Raw genomic sequence first — 18153 nt, forward strand, 5'->3', positions numbered from 1 at the left:
GTGTGGCCAGCTGCCCTTCGCGAAGACACGTCGTCCCGCAGGGGCCTCGCAAGAGCCCCCTGCGGGACGCGGACTCAGCCGACGGTGAAGGTGTAGTTGCCCGCGGAGATACGGTAGTTCGCCGTGGTGGCCGTACGGTCCTGGGAGGAGGGCCGCGTGGTGCCGTTGGCGGTAACGTGGTCATGTGCCCGAGCGGGCACCCGGACCACCGCGGTGCTACCGACCGGGACGCTGACCTTCAGCGTGAAGCGCCCTCGGCTGTCCTTGTGCCAGGCGCTGCTGACCACCCCTTGCGGGGTGCGGTAACTGCCGGAGGCGTGGGTGAGGTCTCCGACGACGGCCGGGGCTATCTCCAGCTCGTGGTAACCGACGGAGTCGGCGGTCTGGTTGATGCCCGCGAGTCCGTTGACGAGCCAGGCGTCGACCTGGCCGAGGAAGTGGTGGTTCTGTGAGCCGGAGCCGTCGAGGGACTCGGAGAGGGTGGTGTGGCCGCTGGCGACGAGGTAGCCGTAGCCGGGTGAGGTGGGGTTGACGACCATGTCGTAGATGACGTCGTCGCGCCCGCCGGCGTGCAGGGCCCGGAAGAGAGGACCGAGCCCGACCGAACCGCTGGTGATGTGGTCACCGGCCTTGCGGACGGAGGCGACCAGCCGGTCGAGGACCTGCTGCCGGTCGGCGGCGGGTACCAGGCCGGCGTCCAGAGCCATGGCGTTGGAGGTCTCGCTGTCGCTGCCGTAGTAGACACCCCTGGCGTCCTCGTGGCGGAACCTGGTGGTGAACTCGTCGGCCAGGGTCGAGGCAAGGGCGGCGTACTTGCCCTGGTCCGCCTTCTTCCCCAGGACCTTCGCGATCTGCGCCATGTCGTGCGCGGCGGTGTAGTGGCCGGCGAGGATCGCCAGTTGCATGGGCGTGGTGTTGTCGCCGGCGGACCAGTCACCGAGGCCCGGTATGTCGCCGTTGTTCGCGGCCTTGTTGGCGGCTTCGTAGTCGAGCCACTTGACCATGGTGTCGTAGTACAGCGTCATGGTGCGGGTGTCGCCGTAGGTCGTGTAGAGCTGCCAGGGGATACGGATGACGGCTCCGCCCCAGTTGACCTCGTCGAGGAACTCGATCGTCCCCTGCGGGTACTGGAGCTTGACCGGTGCGACCCGGTGGAACTCGGGTGCGATGTTGGCGATCAACCCCGGTGACTCGTCGCCAGGTTGACGCTGGGCGGTGGCCATGTTGCGCACCAGCTGCGGCTCATAGGAGGACAGGTCGTAGTCGGTGAGCAGGGCGTCGATGTTGTGGAGATTGTCGCCGGTGTAGGGGCCCTTCTCCCGGTCAGGGCAGTCGGTGAGGACCGACATCATGTTGCTCTGCATCGAACGCAGGGTGATGGCGTGGATCTCGTTGATGAGCTGACTCGACGAGGTGAAGTCACTGGCCCGGGGGTTGGCAGCGTGGATCACCTGCATGGTGACGGTGTCGGCCTTCGGGGCCGCGGACAGGCCGTCGACCTTCAGGTAGCGGAAGCCGCTGTAGGTGAAGCGCGGGTGCCAGGTCTCCGGGCCGTGGCCGGAGAGGGTGTAGCGGTAGGCGATCTGGTCCGTGGCGGTCGCTCCGGTGGAGGAGATGTCCAGGGTTCCGTCGGCCTTGAGCTTCTCCGCCGGAATCATGGAGATCGTGGTCCCGGCCGGACCCGAGACCTTCAGGCTGGGCCATCCGGAGCGGTTGGCGCCGAAGTCGAGGATGTACGCCCCCTTGCCGTCCGGTGTGCTGGACACCGGCTCGAGTGTCGTGGCGACCGTGACCGGGGGCCGGGGGTCGGCCCGCAGGGGTGTGGTGTCGCGTGGGGTCGAGGTGGAGTTGAGCTGGACCAGGGATGCGTTCTGCCACTCCGGCCCGTCCAGCCTTGCGGCAGAGGTGGGAGCGGTCGCGGACCGGCGGGCGTCGTACTCCTCGCCGCTCCACCATGACGAGTAGGTGGTCGGTCCCAGGGCGGTCCGCCAGGAGGTGTCCGTCTTGACGGTCTCGCGGCGCCCGTCCGCGTAGGTGATCTCCAGCTGGGCGATGGCCTTCGGCTCGCCGTACACGGTGTACGTCTCCAGGCGGCCGCCGAAGAAGTAGTGCCCGGGCGTCTTGACGCGCTGGGAGGCGCCGCTGCCCGTCTCGATGCCCAGCGTGTTGACGCCGTCGCGTAGTTGGCCGGTGAGGTCGTAGGTGCGGTAGTCGACCTCGGCCGAGTACGTCGTCTGACCGGGCTCCAGCACGTTCGTGCTGACGGGTCTGCCGTTGAGGGAGGTGGCGTACATTCCCAGGCCGGTCATGTACAACCGGGCCTTGGCCACCTTGCCGTGCACGGCGAACGACTGGCCGAAGACGGGCAGCGGCGAGACCGAGCCGTCCGGCCGCGTGTAGTCGTAGGAGGCGTTCTCGATCCAGCGGGCGGACCAGTCCGACGCGTTCAGCAGGCCCATCTCGAAGGTGACCGGCGAGCTCCACGGCGAGACACGACCGGCGCCGTCCCACACCCGGACCTGCCAGGCGACCGCCTCCCGGGCCGTGAGAGCGCCGGTGAAGGGGATGTTGGCGGATGAGGTCGAGATGACCCGGCCCGTTCGCCAGACGTCGGCCCGACCCTTGCGGAGTACGTCCGCCGAGTGGGCTGCCCTGATCTCGTAAGCGGCCTGCGGGCTTCCCGCCGAACGCCAGGAGAGCAGGGGCGCGCGATCGTCGAGGCCGATCGGGTCGGCCTTGTTCTCCGTCTTCAGGTCGACAGCGGACGGTTGTGGGGCTCTGGACATCTGAGGCGAGGCCTGGGCCGGGCCGGAGACGGTGAGTGCCAGTGCGGCCGCGACCGCGGCTGCCGCACCGGTGTGGGTGCCTCTCACAGGGGTTCCCTTCGAAAGAGATTGAAACGTTTCAATCATGGGCTGGCTGAAAGCCTCACGGCCTCAGTGGAGCCTGCTCGTCAGGCGGTACGACCCGGACGGCAGCAGGTACGAGGCCACGCCGTCCGCATGTCCGGTGAACCGCACTCCGTCCACCCGGGCCAGCGGAGTCCGCCCCTCGCGGACGGAGTCGGCCGAGAGGGCCGGAAGACGCAGGGTGGCCTCGCTGTTCGCGGGGACGACCGCCGCGTACGACAGCGCCCCGCCGCCGTCCGTCACCCGCCACTCGCTACTGATCTCGCCGTACGGCGACTCGTGCCGCCCGGCGACGCACGTGATCTTCCCGGTCGGGTCGAGGTGCGGCTGCAGGAGGAAGTGCTTGAACCCGGGGCTGTCCGGGTCGCGGGCGATGCCTGCCATATAGGCGTGCATCCACTCCATGACCGCGCCGTAGGCGTAGTGGTTGAAGGAGTTCATGCTGACCGGGCCGAACCCGGCCTCCCTGGAGTACGAGTTCCAGCGCTCCCACACGGTGGTGGCGCCGTTCCTGACCGAGAAGAGCCACGAGGGCAGCGCGTCCTGGTGCAGCAGCTTGTACGCCAGATCCGAGCGGCCCTCGTCGCTGAGGACGGGGGCGAGGACGTTGACGCCCAGGAAGCCGACGGACAGGGTGTTCTGCGCGTACTTGACCCGGCTGCTGGTCGGATGGGCCGCCTTGTAGGCCACGTCGTTGCCGATGTTGTCCGCCAAGTGGCCGACCAGGGCGCGGCGTTGGGCCTCGGTGTCGTAGAAGCCGAGCTTGAGGACCCACAGCAGCGCGGTCTGGGTGTTGTCCTCCGTCTTCTGGTTGGGGTCGGACCCCGGTTCGATCGGGGAGGCGTCGCCCAAGCTGGACTTGACCGTGACCGTGCCGCCCTCGGTGCTCAGGTACTTGGCGATGAACGCCTGCTTGACATGCGCGAACAGCCGATCGTACGTCTCCCCCTCCGCCGTCCTGCCGATCGCGCGGGCCAGCTGCGCCATCAGTCTGGCGACATAGCCGTAGCAGACGTCGCTCATGAGCTGGGCGCTGGTCTTCTGCGGGGCGAGCCAGTCGCCGGTGAGGGAGCCCTGGCCGGCGTAGGTCTCGCCGGTCTGCTGCCGGATCCAGTCGAGGTAGCGAGTCATGGCGGGCCAGCTGCGCTCGACGGCGGCCGGATCGCCAGTCATCTGCCACAGCGTCCACGGGAGGATGACCCCGCAGTCCGCCCAACCGCTGCCGCCGCCGGGGAAGTTGTAACGACCGCCGGGAGCAACGCCGGTGAACTGGGCCTTGTCCTGGCCGTAGATGGTCGCCGAGTCGACCACGGTCTCCTGGAAGTGGCCGAGGAAGGGGCCCGCGTCCGCGTTGTACAGGCCCGTGGCGGAGAAGACCTGGGTGTCGCCGGTCCAGCCGAGGCGTTCGTCGCGCTGCGGGCAGTCGGTGGGCACCCAGAGGTAGTTGCCGCGCTGGCCCCATCGGATATTGCTGATCAGCTGGTTGGTGTCGGGATCGTCTGTGGTGACCGCCCCGGTCTCGTGGATCGCGGAGGTGGCGACCCTGCCGGTCAGGCCGGCGATCGTGACCGTTTCGGTCGCGGTGACGGATGCGTAGCGGAAGCCGTAGAAGGTCAGGGAGTCCTGGTGCGTCTCCCCGTGCCGGTCGCCCTTGAGGATGTAGGTGCTGGTGGCCTTGGCGCTGCGGAGATTGGCTCGGTAGAGGGAACCCTCGGGGCCGTCCGCGCCGGCGCTGCTGTCGTTGAGCATCTCGCCGAACTGGAAGGTGACCTGTGCGCCGGCCGGGCCGCGCAGGCTGTAGCGGGGAACGCCGACCATGTTCTGGCCTAGGTCGAAGACGGCGGTGTCGCCAGGACCGAGGGTGGTCCGCGCGGTGGCCGCCCGGTGCGGCTCGGTCACCGTGCGGTCGGGGTCTACGATGATACGGCCCTTACCGTCACCGGTGACTCCCGTGAAGACGGTGATCGACTGGGGTCGGCGGTCCCAGCGGCTCACCAGACGGGCGGTCTCGGCCGGGTAGGCCGTGAGTCGGGCGTCCGGGTACTTGGTCTCGAAGGCGACGCGTTCCGTGTCCGACCAGCCGGAGGCGTCGAAGCCTGCCGACGTCCAGCCCGGCAATTCCTTGCGGGCGTCGTAGGTCTGGCCGTCGTAGATGTCGTCGGCCCGGTAGGGGCCGGTGTCGGTGGCCTTCCAGGAGCCGTCCGGGCGGGTGACGACGGGCTGGGTCGTCCCGTCGGTATAGCGGATCAGCAGTTTGGCCTTGAGGGCGAGGGCGTTGCCGTTCTTGGAGTAGTAGGTGCTGCCGTCGGAGATACGGCCGTTGTACCAGCCGTTGCCCAGGACGGCCGCCAGGGTGACGACCGGTTCCCGGGCCACGAGGTGCGTGACGTCGTAGGTGAGGTAGTTGACGCGGGCGTCGTAGTTCGTCCAGCCCGGGGGCAGCAGTTCGAGGGTGGTGCCGTCGTCCTGCGGGACGGTGACGTGCTGACCGCTGATGTGGGCACCATAGACCCCGAGGGCGGAGAGGTAGAGGCGTGCCTCGCGGACCCGGCCCCGCAGTGGTGCCTCGGTGCGCAGCATCGGTGCGCCGGGTGAGTTGGGCGCCTTCCCCTTCATCCCGATCCACTGGGCGCCGTCCCAGCCGGTGGTGCCGTCGGTGCTCAACAGGCCGGTCTCAAAGGAGGCCACAGGTCCTGTGCCGACCAGGCGGCCCACGGTGTCCCAGACCGTGACGGTCCAGTAATAGCGGGTCGAGGCCTTGAGGGGCGTGCCCCGGAAGCGAACGGCCACCGACTCCGAGGACTGGACAAGGCCGCTGCTCCAGACGTCGGCCCGATCACGCGTCAGTTTGCCCGGTGTGGCGGCCACCATGATCTCGTAGGCGCCCTGGCTCCGCCCGCGCCCGACGGACCGCATCCGCCATCCGAAGCGCGGGTGCGCCGCGTCCACACCGAGCGGGTCGGTGCGGTGCTCCACGGTCAGTCCGTACACGGCGCCGTCCTCCACGGGGTGAGTCGGTGCGTCCTGCGCGGTCGCGCCGGCTCCCATCACGCCGGTCACCACCGGCACTGCGCCGGCGGTGGCGGCGAGCACGGTCCGGCGGCGCGGGCCGGCATCGCCGTCTGGCCGGTTCTCGGGGTCGCTGATCTCTGCGCTGCGGACTTCATTGCTCACACCTTTGCCCTTTCGGTCGGCGGCACGGCACTCACGAGCCGGCCTTGTAGTCGGTGTCCATTTCCTTGAGGAGCTTCTGAGGCGTGGACTGTCCGCTGAAGATCTCCTGGAGACCGCTGAGCATGGCCTGCTGCACCTTGGCGTCGGGCCAGCGCTGGTCCATGAACGGCACGGTGCGGTTGCTCTGGATGAACTGCGACAGTTCGGTGAGGGAGGGGTCGGCCTGGAAGCCGGTGTCCGGGAGCGAGGGCAGGCCGCCCTGCTTCTTGACGAACAGGTTCATGCCCTGCGGGGACATCACGAAGTTCACGAATTTCAGGGCCAGTTCGGGGTTCTTGGCCTTGGCGTTGACGCCGTAGCCGGCGCCTGCCGCGGCCGGGATGAGGGTCTCGGCCGGATCGTCGGTGGCGGGAAGAGGCTTGAGGGTGAAGGTGGCCTTGGGGTTCTTCTGCTTGAGCAGGGCGATCACCCAGTTGCCCTGGACGATGCCGAGGGTCTTGCCGGTGGCCGCGAGTTGCTGGCTGGCCTCGTAGTTGGTGCCGAGCGGGTTCTTCTGAAAGCAGCCCGTCTTCTCCATCGTCAGGTACTTGTCCAGCGCCGTGGTCCACGGCGACTTGGCGAAGGTGGCCTGCCCGGCCTGCATCTTCTCGTCGAAGTCACGGTCCGGGCTGTAGACGGTCGTGGCGACCATCGCGTACAGCACGAGCTGGGTCACCCAGTTGTCCTGGATGCCCAGCGCGAAAGCCGGGGTGCCCTTGGCTTTGGCGGCGCGGCAGAACGCCAGCAGCTTCGTCCAGGTGTCCGGCGGGGTGAGTCCGGCCTTCGCCATGGCCTGCTCGTTGTAGACCGCGCCGATGCCGTTCTGCCCGAAGATCGCGTTGTACGTCTTGCCCTGGTACTGGGCGACCGTCTTGATCGCCTCGGGCATCCGGGCGGCCCAGGGCTGGTCGGAAAGGTCGCGCAGGTAGCCCGGTTTTGCCAGGACGTAGGTGGCGCCGGGGTTGCCGTTGCCCGGCCAGACCGACATCACGTCGGGTGCCGTGCCGGAGGAGAGCTGGGTGCGGATCTGCTGCTGGTACTGGTCGGCGCCGCTGGTGGTGTAGCGGACCTTGACGCCCGGGTTGGCCTTCTCGAACGCCTTGACGACGTCCTCGACCGACCCCTGGTCGACGGAGGCGAGCGTCAGCGTCTTGGAGCCGCCGCCACCGGATCCTCCGGACTTGGTGCCGCCACTGCAGGCGGCCAGGAGAGCGGCAGCCGTCGTCGCGGCGACCAGTGGCGTGAGTGTGCGAGTCTTCATGGTGTCTCCCTTGAAGAGCAAAAGGCGGGGCGTCATCCCCGCAGCCCTCCGGCAAAGCCGTTGATGATGCTGCGCTGCAGGAGGAAGTAGACGAGCAGGACGGGCAGGATGCTGATCACCAGTGCGGCGAAGATGAGGTTCCAGTCGGTGACGTACTGGCCGACGAAGCCGGCGATGGCGACCGGCATGGTCTGCTGGGCGCTGCCACTGAGGTACAGCAGCGGGGTGAAGAAGTCGTTCCAGACGGCGACCGCGTTGAGCACGAGCGCGGTCACGGTGACGGGTTTGAGCATGGGCAGGACGACATGGCGGAAGCCCTGCAGCGGGGTGCAGCCGTCGATGAGGGCGGCGTCCTCGAAGTCGCGGGGCAGGGCGCGCAGGAAGCCGACGTAGAGGAAGACGGTGAAGGGCACCTGCAGGCCGGAGTAGAAGAGGACGAGGGCCCAGGGGGTGCCGAGCAAGCCGAGGTCGCGCATGGTCTGGTAGAGCGGGAGCGAGGCGAGTTGGAAGGGCAGGACCAGGCCGAGGAGGACGAGCAGGTAGGTGCCCCGTGACCAGCGGGCCGTGACGCGGGCCAGCGGGTAGGCGGCGAGGGAGGAGACCGCCAGCACGATCACCACGCTGCACACCGTCACCAGCACACTGTTGGCCAACGCCCCGCCGAGCGCGCCCTGTTGCCAGGCGCGGGAGAAGTTCTCCAGAGTCGGCGAGGTGGTCGGGTGGATGGGCGAGGAGGTGTCCAAGGCCGGTCGCACGGACAGGTTGACCAGGACGTACACCGGGAAGCCGACGACCAACGCGGCGAAGATCATGGCCAGTTCGAGGGCGAGCGTGCGGGGGCGGTAGCGGTTCATGACGCGGCCCTCTCACTGCGGGACAGCACGGCGTACTGGCCGGTGGAAGCGACCGCGACGATGATCGTCAGGACCACCGCGAGGGCGATGCTGTAGCCGAACTCGCCCAGGGTGAAGGCGTCTTTGTAGATGAGGGTCGACAGGGTGTCCGTCGCGTGGCCAGGTCCGCCGCCGGTCAGCGCGTAGACCTGGTCGAAGAGTTTGATGCCGCCGATGATCGACAGCATCAGGTTGATGGTGAACGCAGGGGCCAGCAGAGGTCTGGTGACCGACCAGAAACGCCGTACGGGTCCGGCGCCGTCGAGGGCCGCCGCCTCGTGGATCTCCTGGGGTACCGACTGCAGCCCGGCCAGGAAGATGATCATCGAGTAGCCGGCGAACTGCCACACGATCACTCCGACCACCGCCCAGAGCGCCAGGTTCGGGCTGCCCAGCCAGTCCTGCCGCCAGCCGTCGAGTCCGACCGCCCCGAGCAGGCTGTTGACCGCCCCGTCCGGACCGAGCAGGTCGCGCCACAGATAGGCGGTCACGATCGGAGTGATCACGGCCGGGGCGAACAGCAACACCCGGAGTACGTTGCGGGACTTGATGGCCGAGTTGACGCCCAGGGCCAGCAGCAGACCCACCGCGTTCTGTACGACGGTGATCGACACGGCGATCAGCAGGGTGTGCCAGACGGCCTGCATCGCGTCGCCGTCGCGGAGCATGTCTGCGAAGTTGCCCAGGCCCACGAAGGAGAAGTGGGGATCGAGGCCGTCCCAGTCGGTGAACGCGTAGTACACGCCACGTGCGCTCGGCACGAGGACGACGAAGGCGAACAGGAGCAGAGCCGGCGCCATGAACCACCACGGAGGCGTGGTGCGCGCACGGCGGACACGGGCAAGCGGGGCGCTGTCCGGAGGATGGTCGCGATCCGGGAGTTGGGCGTTCGGGGCGAGAGTCACGGGCGGACCTGCTTCCTTGAAACGTTTCAAAGAGAGCCCGGTGAAGGGCGCACCGGCCAGACGGGGTGAGACACCTGCCGACTTCTTGGGTTGTGGGGTGCGGACGACACCAGGGGACGCGCCTCCGGTGGCCAGTGGGCAACGTTTCCCACGGGGTGCTGCCAGACCCTAGAGAGCCCTCTACGTGACGTCAAGATGCCGCGCACGCTGCACGATTGTTACGGAAAGGCCTCGACCGGCTCTGTGGGTCTTGCCGTGATCGCTCTTACCGAGCAGGAGGTTCGTCCGTACACTTTCCGCCAACGTTGCCCACGACGTCGGAGGAAGCCGCATGGAGCCGCCCGTCTCGCCCCGCCGCGTCACCATCGTCGACGTCGCCCGGCACGCGCAGGTGTCCACCACCGCCGTGTCCAAGGTGCTGCGCAACGCCTACGGGGCCAGCCCGGAGATGCGGGCCAAGGTGCGCCGCGCGATCGATGAGCTGGGCTACCGGCCCCTGGCGGCCGCGCGGGGGCTGCGCGGGCAGACGTACACCATCGGCGTGATGCTGCCCGACATCCGCAACCCCTTCTTCCCCGAGATCCTCGACGGCGTCACCGGCTGCCTGGCGGACACCGACTACCAGGTCCTCCTCGGCCCGGGCTGCAACGGAGAGAAGGAGGAGGCCCGCGTCACCGAGGCCATGATCGACCGCGGCATGGACGGCCTCGTCCTGGTCGCCCCCGTCTCGCCGCGCCCCCATCTCGAACGCGTCGCCACCGCCGTCCCGACCGTCGTGGTCGGCCGCCACGGGCACTCCCCGGCCTACGACACCGTCACGGACGACGACGTCGCGGGCGCCGCCCTTATCGTGGGCCACCTCGCCGCACTCGGCCACCGCCGGATCGCCCACATCGAACACCACGAGACCGACCCCACACGCAGCGTCGAAATGCCCAACGCCCAGCGCGCCGACGGCTACCTGCAGGCCATGCGCAAACTCGGCCTGGACGAGGAGATCGACGTCGTCTCCACCAGCTACACCCAGCAGGGCGGGTACGACGGCGCGAAGGAGCTGCTCGCACGCCCGGTCAGGCCCACGGCCGTCTTCGCGGGAGCGGACATCGTTGCCATGGGCGTGCTGGAGGCGGTCGCCGAGGCCGGGCTATCCGTGCCCGGTGACCTGTCGGTGGCGGGCTACGACAACACCACGTTCGCCGCGTTCGGCCCGATCTCCCTCACCAGCGTCGACCAGGCAGGCTACGAGATGGGCAAAAATGCCGTACGGCTCCTCCTGGAGCGCATCGCCGATCGCGACCGCCCGTCGGCCAAGGTCACCCTCTCCCCCACGCTGGTGCCGCGACGGTCCACGGCACAGCCGTCGTACTGAGGCCTCAACGCCGGGCCGCGTAAGGGACGTTCAACTGCCAGGCACCCGTTCACGGGCTGGGGTCAGCGCACGGCGATCCTCAGGCAGGCCAAGAACTCCACGGCCGCCAAGCTCTTCCTCACTGACAGCTGTCGAGAGAGATGCAGAACGGATCCTTCAACGGCCGGTCCGTCCGCACCGACATCACTCCCCCGGCAGGCCTGAAGCCGCTGTGGGAGTACCCCGACGCCCACATGGACGGCTTCCCCCCTTCATGGCCGACCGCGTCGGCGTCGAGCGATGGAAGCAGACCTTCGGCCCTGCACTTCGGCAAGGCCAAGGACGACCCGACACCTGGCTGGCTCGGGCTGCACCCGGGCGCGTAGCACCGATGTCCACCGCCGTCGCCGCTGTCCGGGGCATGATCGGTACGGTGGTACCGAGACGACCAGAGGGGCGGCGCGACCGTGGGCGAGCAGGCGGAGATCACGACGGCGAAACAGGCCGCGGATCACGAACTCATCCTGGCGTTCGGCCGGCTACAGGGCGCGGCCAACCGGCTGGAGTACATCCTTGGCCGGGCACTCGAAGTCGAGTGCGGCATCAGCCATCTGATGTTCGAGGTACTGCTGATCCTCGGCCGGGCCGGCGAGCCGGGGCTCTCCATGCGAGCCGTCGCCCAGGAACAGATCCTGACGACGGGCGGCGCCACCCGGCTGGTGGACCGCATGGAGGCTGCCGGGCTGGTCGAGCGCGCGGAAGATCCGGACGACCGGCGCGGGCGGCTGGTACGCCTGACTCCGCAAGGCGAGGAGACCGTCGTACGCGCCTCCCATGTCCACCTGGAGAACATCAAGCGGTACCTCGTGGACCCACTGCCTGCGGCCGACCGGAAGCGGTTCGCGGAGGATCTCCGCATCCTCAGCCACACGGCCCGGGACCTGCTCCCCCGCCTGCCCTGACCTGCGGACCAGCGACCGCACTGCTGTAGTGACGTCAGCCACACCTATGTGTCCCGGTTCACAAGCATCCAGAAATATCTGACACGTCAGTTACTGTTCTGTCAGGTGAATCGCTCGCAACCGGCGAGCACCGCTCCTCTGCCGAGGTCTTCGATGAAGCTCGTCTACGTCTTCGACGCCTACTGCGGCTGGTCGCACGGGTTCTCCGGAACACTGAGCGAGGTCGCCTCCGTCACCCCGACCTGCCGGTCGAAGTCGTCTCCGGCGGCCTGTTCACAGGATCGCGCCGGGTACCGATCCGCGAGTTCGGTTACGTCCAGGGCGCGAATGCCAAGATCGCCGAGCTGACCGGCGCCGAGTTCGGCGAGGCCTACGAGAAGCTGATCGCCGACGGCTCCTTCGTGATGGACTCGGAGGCCGCCGCACGCGGTGTCGCCGCCCTGCGCCGGGCCGCACCGGCCCGCGCGGCGGAGCTGGCCGTCGCCCTGCAGCGGGCCTTCTACATCGACGGCCTCAGCCTCTCCGACTCCGCGACCTACCGGAAGCTCGCCGAGCAGGCAGGGCTGGACGCCGACGCCGTCCTCGCCGCCTTCGACAGGTCCGAGACGCGGGTAGCGGCGGGCGCCGACTTCCACCGCTCCGCCTCACTGGGTGTCACCGGCTTCCCCACCCTCCTGGCCGTCGACGGCGACTCCGTCACTCCTCTGGCCCACGGCCGCGCCACCGCCGACGAGATCGACCGACGCCTGGCGACGCTCCGCGCCCACTGAACTTCCCCCGTCCCCGCCCACCCTGCTCATCTCTTTCTGCAAGGAGTCATCCATGAGCACCCTGACCTTCAAGGTCCTCGACCTGGACTTCCCGGCCGGCAGCAAGAACAAGACCGCCACCCTCATCACCGGCGAGAACGAGGCCCTCCTGGTGGACGCCGCCTTCACCCGCGCCGACGGCCACCGCCTCGCCGCCGAGATCCTCGACTCCGGCAAGAAGCTCACCACCGTCTTCGTCAGCCACGCCGACCCCGACTTCTACTTCGGCGCCGAAGTGATCGCTGACGCCTTCCCCAACGCAACCTTCGTCGCCACCCCGCTCGTCATCGAGCACATCCAGCACTCCTACGAAGGCAAGCTCAAGGCGTGGGCCGCGCTCGGCCCGAACCTCCCCACCCGCCTGGTCGACCTCACACCGCTGACCGGCGACGCCCTGGCCCTGGAGGGCCACCGCTTCGAGCTCAAGGGCGGCCCGGCCGCGCTGCCCGACCGCCACTACCTCTGGCAGGCCGAGCACCGCGCCCTCCTCGGCGGCGTCCTCCTCTTCCAGCAGGAACACGTCTGGGTCGCCGACACCCCCACCCCTGGCGACCGCGCCGCCTGGATCGATCTCCTGGACGAAATGGCCGCCCTCGAACCGGAGTTGGTCGTACCTGGCCACCGCCTGCCCGCCACCCCGGCCGACGCCTCCGCCATCACCGCCACCCGCGACTACCTCCTCGCCTTCGAGGAGGAGCTGGCCAAGGCGGCCGACGGCGCCGCGCTCACCGAGGCGCTCGTCAAGCGCTACCCCGACAACGGGATGCTCATCGCCGCTCAGATCGGCGCGAAGGTCGCCAAGGGCGAGATGAAGTGGGGCTGACCATAGACGAGTTCGCCGCATCCACCACCCCCGCCGACGTCGTACGCCGCCAGTATCCGGCCTCCGCAGCCGGTGACCTGGAAGCCCTGCGCGCCACGCTCGCTCCCGACGTGGAGTGGACGGAGATGGCCGGCTTCCCGCTCGCAGGCACCTACCGCACCCCCGACGGTGTCACGTCCAGCGTGATGGAGAAGCTCGGCCAGAGCTGGGACGGGTGGACCGCGCACGACGACACCTTCGTCGTCAACGGTGAGAGCGTCGTCGTCCTCGCCCGCTACACCGCGACCAACAAGGCCACCGGCAAGCCGATCGACGTCCGCGTCGCCCATCACTTCGTCGTACGGGGTGGACTCATCGTCCGCTTCGAGCAATTCGTCGACACCGCGCTCGCCCGCGACGCCATGACCGACTGAGCGGTTCGGATCCGGGTGTCGGCCACACGGGGTAAAGCGACTCGCCTTCGGCAACGGCGTCCGGATCAGCCGCATGCGCGAGCCGATCCAGGAGGACTGTCGGCCGAACGGCCCAGATGCACTACCCCTTGGGCACGGGACGACCTGCACGCCAGGTGCAACCTGCCGTTCCCGGGACCGGTACGGGGATACTCAGCACCGCGCCGGAGGCGGCGGTCGGGCTCTTCACCCCATACCGGGCCGTGGTGACGTAGAGACGGTTGTCAATGGGATGCAGGCACACCGACGTGGGGTGCGGGGCGGGGACGGTCACGGTGTGGAGCAGGCTGCCGTCGGGGTGGTACCGGCGGACCGCGCCGGCGCCCCACATCGCGGCCCACAGGCAGCCCTCGGCGTCGACGGTCATTCCATCGGGGCTGCCTTCGCCGTCGTGCAGTTGGGCGAAGGTCTCCGGGCCGCCGGAGAGTTCGCCCGAGACGGGATCGACGCGGCAGCGCAGGATCGTGCCGGCGGCCGTGTCGGCGAGGTACATGATCGCGCCGTCGGCAGTGAACGCCGGGCCGTTGGCGATGGTCAGGCCGTCGAGGACGCGTACGACCGTGCCGTCGGGGTCGGTCCGGTAGAGCGAGCCCGCGCCGTGGGTGCCGTCGTAGGCCATGCTGCCTGCCCAGAAGCGGCCGGCGGGGTCGGCGACGCCGTCGTTCATCCGGCTGGGGACCGGGGTGCGGTCCTCGGGGCGGTCCAGCCATTCCAGTGCGCCGTCGGGGGTGAGCAGCGCGATGCCGGTGCCGGCGGCGGCGATCCATGCGCCCGGCCGGTCGCCCACCGGCGCGACGGCGCCCAACGGCACGTCGAGCCACGCCAGTTGACGCGGAGCCGACGGGTCGGTGTCGTCGCGCAGTTCGAAGAGCCGGCCGCTGAGGATGTCGACGTACACGTACCGGTCGTCGACCCAGCGACCGCCCTCGGCGAGTTCGTACGCGCCGTCGACGACGACCGCCGCCGGTACTGACGTGGATGCCATGATCAGTCCTCCGGATCAGCGGATGGTCGTGCCCTCGGGCTGGTCGAACAGGCCGAGTTCGTCCCGCGTCGGAAGGCCCTCCCAGTCACCCCGGGTGGCGACGGCGAAGGCCGCGGTGGTGACGGCCCGGTGCAGCCGGGCGGGGATGTCCACGCCGTGGAGGTGCCCGGACAGGTATCCGGCCACGAAGGCGTCGCCCGCGCCGACCAGGTCGACCGCACCGACCTGTCGCGCCGGGCAGTCGGTCGCCCCGTCGGCGGTGAAGGCGGTCGCACCACGTGCGCCGCGTTTGATGACCACCTCGGTCACGCCCGCGGCCAGGATGCGTTGCACGTTCCCGGATTCGCCCGCGCCCGGCCGTTCCAGCGCCAGTGGCAGCTCGTCCTCGGAGGCGATGAGCAGGTCGGTGCGGGCCAGCAGCGGCCGGAGCGCTGTGCGGGCGCGGTCCGAAGTCCAGAGCCGGGAGCGGTAGTTGACGTCAAGGCATACGGTGATGCCGCCGTCGCGGGCGGCCTTGACGGCGGCCAGGGCGGTCCCGGCCGCCGATGCGCTGAGCGCCGGTGTGATGCCGGTCAGATGCAGGATGCGGGGTCGCGAGGCCAGCGCGGGCAGTACGTCGGCCGGCGAGAGGGCCGAACCGGCGGAATTGGCACGGTAGTAGCTGACGCGCGTGAGTGTGCCCAGGCGGGGTTCGGTCAGCAGAAGCCCCGTGGGCCGGCCGGTGTGATCGGTGACCGCGTGGTCGGTGTCGATGCCCTCGGCGCGCAGTGTGCGCAGTACCAGCGCGCCGATTTCGTCCGCGCCGACCCTGCCGACCCAGCGCACCCGGTGTCCGAGCCGGGCGAGACCGATGGCGACGTTGGACTCGGCGCCCGCGACGGACAGGCCGAGACTGCCGCCGAGCCGCAGGGCGGCGTGGGCGCGCAGCGCGGCCATCGTCTCGCCGAAGGTCACCACTTCGGGCGGGGCCTGGTGATCAGGTGTCGTCACGGCGTCTCCCCTGCGGCCACCTCGCGGAACGTGACCGCGCGGGCGCGAAGTTGGTCCAGGTCACCGCCGTCGGCCGCGTCCCCCACGAGAGGTGAGCCGACGCCGACGGCGACCGCACCCCGGTCCAGGTAGTCGCGGGCCGCCTGGGCATCCACTCCGCCGACGGGCACGAAGGGCACCTCGGGGAAGGGGTCGCGCAGCGCCCGCAGATAGCCGGGCCCGCCGAGCGCGCCGGGGAAGAGTTTGATCGCGACGGCGCCCCGCGCGATGGCGATCTCGATCTCGCTCGGTGTCAGGGCTCCCATCAGAACGGGTATGCCGCAGGACTCCAGCCCGTCGACCAGTGCCGGAGTGACGAGGTAGGACGCCCCGGCGTCGATGGCGCGGGTGGCGTCCGCGGCCGAGCGCACGGTTCCGGCGCCGAGAAGTGCGCCGGGGCCCAGTTCGGTGCGCGCCTGCTTGATCACAGTCAGGGCGTCGGCGGTGGTCAGTGAGACCTCGATGGCCGCGATGCCCTCCTCGGCGAGAGTGCGTACGGTGCGCAGGGCCGCGGCGGGATCCTTGCCGCGGACGATCGCCAGCAGGCGGTGGGCTCGAAGCGATTCCACCAGGTTCATGGGAGCAAGCTCTCCTTGTGCGTGGGGTGCGAGGGCCTGGCGGTGGTCACCATTCGGTGAACGCCCCGTCGGGGCCGCGCCATACGGGGTTGCGCCAGCGGTGTCCGGTCTCGGCGGCGTGGCGTACCGCCTTCTCGTCGATCTCGACGCCGAGCCCCGGGCGCGTGGAGACGACGGCGTATCCGCCCTGGAACCGGAAGGGTTCGGGGTCCATGACGTACTCCAGCAGGTCGCACTGCTGGTTGTAGTGGATGCCCATGCTCTGTTCCTGGATGAGGAAGTTCGGTACGGCGAAGGCGATCTGGAGGCTCGCGGCCAGGGCGATCGGGCCGAGGGGGCAGTGGGGAGCCACGGTGACGTCGTACGTCTCGGCCATGGCCGCGATGCGGCGCACCTCGGAGATGCCGCCGGCGTGTGACAGGTCGGGTTGGGCGACGGCGATGCCGCTGGTCATGACCTCGCGGAAGTCCCAGCGCGAGTAAAGGCGTTCGCCGGTCGCGAGGGGAATGCTCGTGGACTCCACCAGGCTGCGCAGGTGGCCGGAGTGTTCCGGCGAGACGGGTTCCTCTACGAACAGCGGGTGCAGCGGCTCCAGTTGGGGCAGCAGGCGGCGTGACATGGCGGTGGAGGCGCGGCCGTGGAAGTCGACGGCGATGTCCCGCTCGTCGCCCAGCACTTCGCGGACGGCGGCGACGCGTTCGACGACCTCGGCGGTGCGAGCCGGGGTGTCGATCGGGGCGAGTTCGGCCGATCCGTTCATCTTCACGGCGGTGAAGCCCGCCTTCATCTGTTCCTCGGCCAGTTCAGCGACGTCGCTGGGGCGGTCTCCGCCGATCCAGGCGTACATCCGGACGCGGTCGCGGACGGGGCCGCCGAGGAGGCGGTGCACCGGGACGCCGTAGGTCTTGCCGGCGATGTCCCACAGTGCCTGGTCGATGCCGGCGACGGCGCTGGAGAGGATGGGGCCGCCGCGGTAGAAGCCGCCCTTGGTGAGCACCTGCCAGTGGTCCTCGATGCGCAGCGGGTCCCGGCCGACGAGGTAGTCGGCCAGTTCGTGGACTGCGGCACGCACGGTCTCGGCGCGTCCCTCGATCAGCGGCTCGCCCCAGCCGGTGACGCCCTCGTCGGTGGCGACGCGCAGGAACAGCCAGCGCGGAGCCACCAGGAACGTCTCAAGTCCGGTTATCTTCAAGGCACTTCCTTCGGCAGCGGGTCGGTCGCGACGTCGTCGTGGTCTTTCCGCGCCCGTACTGCCTCCAGGTCGTCGGAGGCCTGCGCCAGGAGTGACTCGACGGCGGCCACGGCGGCGTCCGGATCGCCGGCTTCGACGGCGTCGAGCAGTTTCTGGTGCACGGGGATGGAGTCGGAGAAGTGCCGGGCGCCGTGAACGATCCGGTCGCGCACCCGCAAACCGGCCTCGATGACGACTTCCATCCGGCTGAGGAGTTCGTTGTGGGCTGCGTCCAGCAGGGCGCGGTGGAAGGCCAGGTCCGCCTCGACCATCGCGTCCGCGTCCGTCCCCGCCGCCGCCATCGCGTCCAGCGCCTGCTGCATCGCGTCCAGGTCGGCTGCGGTGCGGCGGGTTGCGGCGAACCGGGCTCCGGCGGGCTCCACCACGGCGCGGACCTCGGCGAGGTCTTCCAGGAAGCCGTCGGTGGGAGCGCTGCCGCCCTGCCAGCGCAGCAGGTCGCTGTCGAGCAGGTTCCAGTCGGCGCGGGGCCGGATGGTCGTACCGCGTTTCTGCCGTGATTCGAGCAGCCCCTTGGCCGCCAGCACGCGCAGTGCCTCGCGCACGACGGTCTTGCTGACGCCGAGTTCGGTCTCGAACTTGACCGGGTCCACCACGGAGCCCGGGGGGTAGTCGCCGCGGATGATGCGCCGGCCCAGTTCTTCCACCGCCTGGCCGTGCAGCCCCCTACCGGGATGGGTCACCACGTTCTCCGTTTCCGTATCGGTCCTGTTCGCGGATGCCGCGCACGGCACACC

The 18153-nt window shown here is 69.5% G+C and carries 15 protein-coding genes and 1 pseudogene; 6 read left to right on the plus strand and 10 right to left on the minus strand.

What is annotated here, in order from left to right; genetic code table 11:
• Positions 1 to 74 precede the first annotated feature (74 nt).
• From ABZ656_RS18800 to ABZ656_RS18820, 5 genes are all read right to left on the minus strand, one after another.
• Entirely contained in the window at positions 75 to 2873 is a 2799-nt protein-coding gene (locus ABZ656_RS18800) for a family 78 glycoside hydrolase catalytic domain (RefSeq protein ID WP_360269303.1), read from the minus strand.
• A 63-nt stretch (positions 2874 to 2936) separates the two neighbouring features.
• A complete protein-coding gene (locus ABZ656_RS18805) occupies positions 2937 to 5957 on the minus strand; it encodes a family 78 glycoside hydrolase catalytic domain (RefSeq protein ID WP_360269345.1) in 3021 nt (1006 codons plus the stop codon).
• 157 nt (positions 5958 to 6114) lie between these two features.
• Positions 6115 to 7383: an extracellular solute-binding protein gene (locus ABZ656_RS18810; protein WP_360269305.1), complete on the minus strand. Its 1269-nt coding sequence runs from the start codon at positions 7381 to 7383 to the stop codon at positions 6115 to 6117.
• Between the two features lie 32 nt (positions 7384 to 7415).
• A complete protein-coding gene (locus ABZ656_RS18815) occupies positions 7416 to 8237 on the minus strand; it encodes a carbohydrate ABC transporter permease (protein ID WP_360269307.1) in 822 nt (273 codons plus the stop codon).
• Positions 8234 to 9181: a sugar ABC transporter permease gene (locus ABZ656_RS18820; protein WP_218978313.1), complete on the minus strand. Its 948-nt coding sequence runs from the start codon at positions 9179 to 9181 to the stop codon at positions 8234 to 8236. The genes ABZ656_RS18815 and ABZ656_RS18820 overlap by 4 nt, the downstream gene beginning before the upstream one ends.
• A 331-nt stretch (positions 9182 to 9512) precedes the next feature.
• On the opposite strand from ABZ656_RS18820, the gene ABZ656_RS18825 reads away from it, so the two are divergent.
• From ABZ656_RS18825 to ABZ656_RS18850, 6 genes and pseudogenes are all read left to right on the plus strand, one after another.
• On the plus strand, positions 9513 to 10550 hold the full coding sequence (locus ABZ656_RS18825) for a LacI family DNA-binding transcriptional regulator (RefSeq protein ID WP_101406550.1): 1038 nt from the start codon (positions 9513 to 9515) through the stop codon (positions 10548 to 10550).
• 140 nt (positions 10551 to 10690) lie between these two features.
• Positions 10691 to 10915, plus strand: coding sequence for a hypothetical protein (locus ABZ656_RS18830; protein ID WP_360269310.1), 225 nt, complete (start codon positions 10691 to 10693; stop codon positions 10913 to 10915).
• Positions 10916 to 10996: 81 nt separating this feature from the next.
• On the plus strand, positions 10997 to 11491 hold the full coding sequence (locus tag ABZ656_RS18835) for a MarR family transcriptional regulator (protein ID WP_101406551.1): 495 nt from the start codon (positions 10997 to 10999) through the stop codon (positions 11489 to 11491).
• A gap of 153 nt (positions 11492 to 11644) precedes the next feature.
• Positions 11645 to 12261: pseudogene (locus ABZ656_RS18840) on the plus strand (DsbA family protein).
• 52 nt (positions 12262 to 12313) lie between these two features.
• On the plus strand, positions 12314 to 13123 hold the full coding sequence (locus tag ABZ656_RS18845) for an MBL fold metallo-hydrolase (protein WP_360269312.1): 810 nt from the start codon (positions 12314 to 12316) through the stop codon (positions 13121 to 13123).
• Entirely contained in the window at positions 13114 to 13536 is a 423-nt protein-coding gene (locus ABZ656_RS18850) for a nuclear transport factor 2 family protein (RefSeq protein ID WP_360269314.1), read from the plus strand. The genes ABZ656_RS18845 and ABZ656_RS18850 overlap by 10 nt, the downstream gene beginning before the upstream one ends.
• A gap of 121 nt (positions 13537 to 13657) precedes the next feature.
• On the opposite strand, the gene ABZ656_RS18855 is transcribed toward ABZ656_RS18850, so the two are convergent.
• Genes ABZ656_RS18855 through ABZ656_RS18875 form a run of 5 tightly spaced genes read right to left on the minus strand, consistent with a single transcriptional unit; the run spans position 13658 to position 18102 of the window.
• Positions 13658 to 14560 carry an SMP-30/gluconolactonase/LRE family protein gene (locus ABZ656_RS18855; RefSeq protein ID WP_360269316.1) on the minus strand — a complete coding sequence of 301 codons (903 nt, stop codon included), beginning with the start codon at positions 14558 to 14560 and terminating at the stop codon, positions 13658 to 13660.
• Positions 14561 to 14575: 15 nt separating this feature from the next.
• The gene (locus tag ABZ656_RS18860) at positions 14576 to 15550 is read right to left on the minus strand and encodes a sugar kinase (RefSeq protein WP_101406556.1); all 975 of its coding nucleotides are present in this window, start codon (positions 15548 to 15550) and stop codon (positions 14576 to 14578) included.
• Positions 15547 to 16167, minus strand: a complete 621-nt coding sequence (locus tag ABZ656_RS18865) for a bifunctional 4-hydroxy-2-oxoglutarate aldolase/2-dehydro-3-deoxy-phosphogluconate aldolase (protein ID WP_360269318.1) — start codon at positions 16165 to 16167, stop codon at positions 15547 to 15549. The genes ABZ656_RS18860 and ABZ656_RS18865 overlap by 4 nt, the downstream gene beginning before the upstream one ends.
• 46 nt (positions 16168 to 16213) lie before the next feature.
• Positions 16214 to 17359 carry a galactonate dehydratase gene (dgoD, locus tag ABZ656_RS18870; RefSeq protein ID WP_101406558.1) on the minus strand — a complete coding sequence of 382 codons (1146 nt, stop codon included), beginning with the start codon at positions 17357 to 17359 and terminating at the stop codon, positions 16214 to 16216.
• Positions 17356 to 18102, minus strand: coding sequence for a FadR/GntR family transcriptional regulator (locus ABZ656_RS18875; RefSeq protein ID WP_101406559.1), 747 nt, complete (start codon positions 18100 to 18102; stop codon positions 17356 to 17358). The genes dgoD and ABZ656_RS18875 overlap by 4 nt, the downstream gene beginning before the upstream one ends.
• Positions 18103 to 18153 lie beyond the last annotated feature (51 nt).

Source organism: Streptomyces sp. NPDC007095, assembly GCF_040634475.1.
In the GTDB taxonomy this organism is placed as follows: domain Bacteria; phylum Actinomycetota; class Actinomycetes; order Streptomycetales; family Streptomycetaceae; genus Streptomyces.

What these genes read in the sequence shown, in the direction of transcription:
- ABZ656_RS18845 (WP_360269312.1), top strand. Translation starts at nt 12,314, where the DNA reads ATGAGCACCCTGACCTTCAAGGTCCTCGACCTGGACTTCCCGGCCGGC.
- ABZ656_RS18830 (WP_360269310.1), top strand. Translation starts at nt 10,691, where the DNA reads ATGCAGAACGGATCCTTCAACGGCCGGTCCGTCCGCACCGACATCACT.
- ABZ656_RS18855 (WP_360269316.1), bottom strand. Translation starts at nt 14,560, where the DNA reads ATGGCATCCACGTCAGTACCGGCGGCGGTCGTCGTCGACGGCGCGTAC.
- ABZ656_RS18865 (WP_360269318.1), bottom strand. Translation starts at nt 16,167, where the DNA reads ATGAACCTGGTGGAATCGCTTCGAGCCCACCGCCTGCTGGCGATCGTC.
- ABZ656_RS18805 (WP_360269345.1), bottom strand. Translation starts at nt 5,957, where the DNA reads ATGGGAGCCGGCGCGACCGCGCAGGACGCACCGACTCACCCCGTGGAG.
- ABZ656_RS18815 (WP_360269307.1), bottom strand. Translation starts at nt 8,237, where the DNA reads ATGAACCGCTACCGCCCCCGCACGCTCGCCCTCGAACTGGCCATGATC.
- ABZ656_RS18825 (WP_101406550.1), top strand. Translation starts at nt 9,513, where the DNA reads ATGGAGCCGCCCGTCTCGCCCCGCCGCGTCACCATCGTCGACGTCGCC.
- ABZ656_RS18810 (WP_360269305.1), bottom strand. Translation starts at nt 7,383, where the DNA reads ATGAAGACTCGCACACTCACGCCACTGGTCGCCGCGACGACGGCTGCC.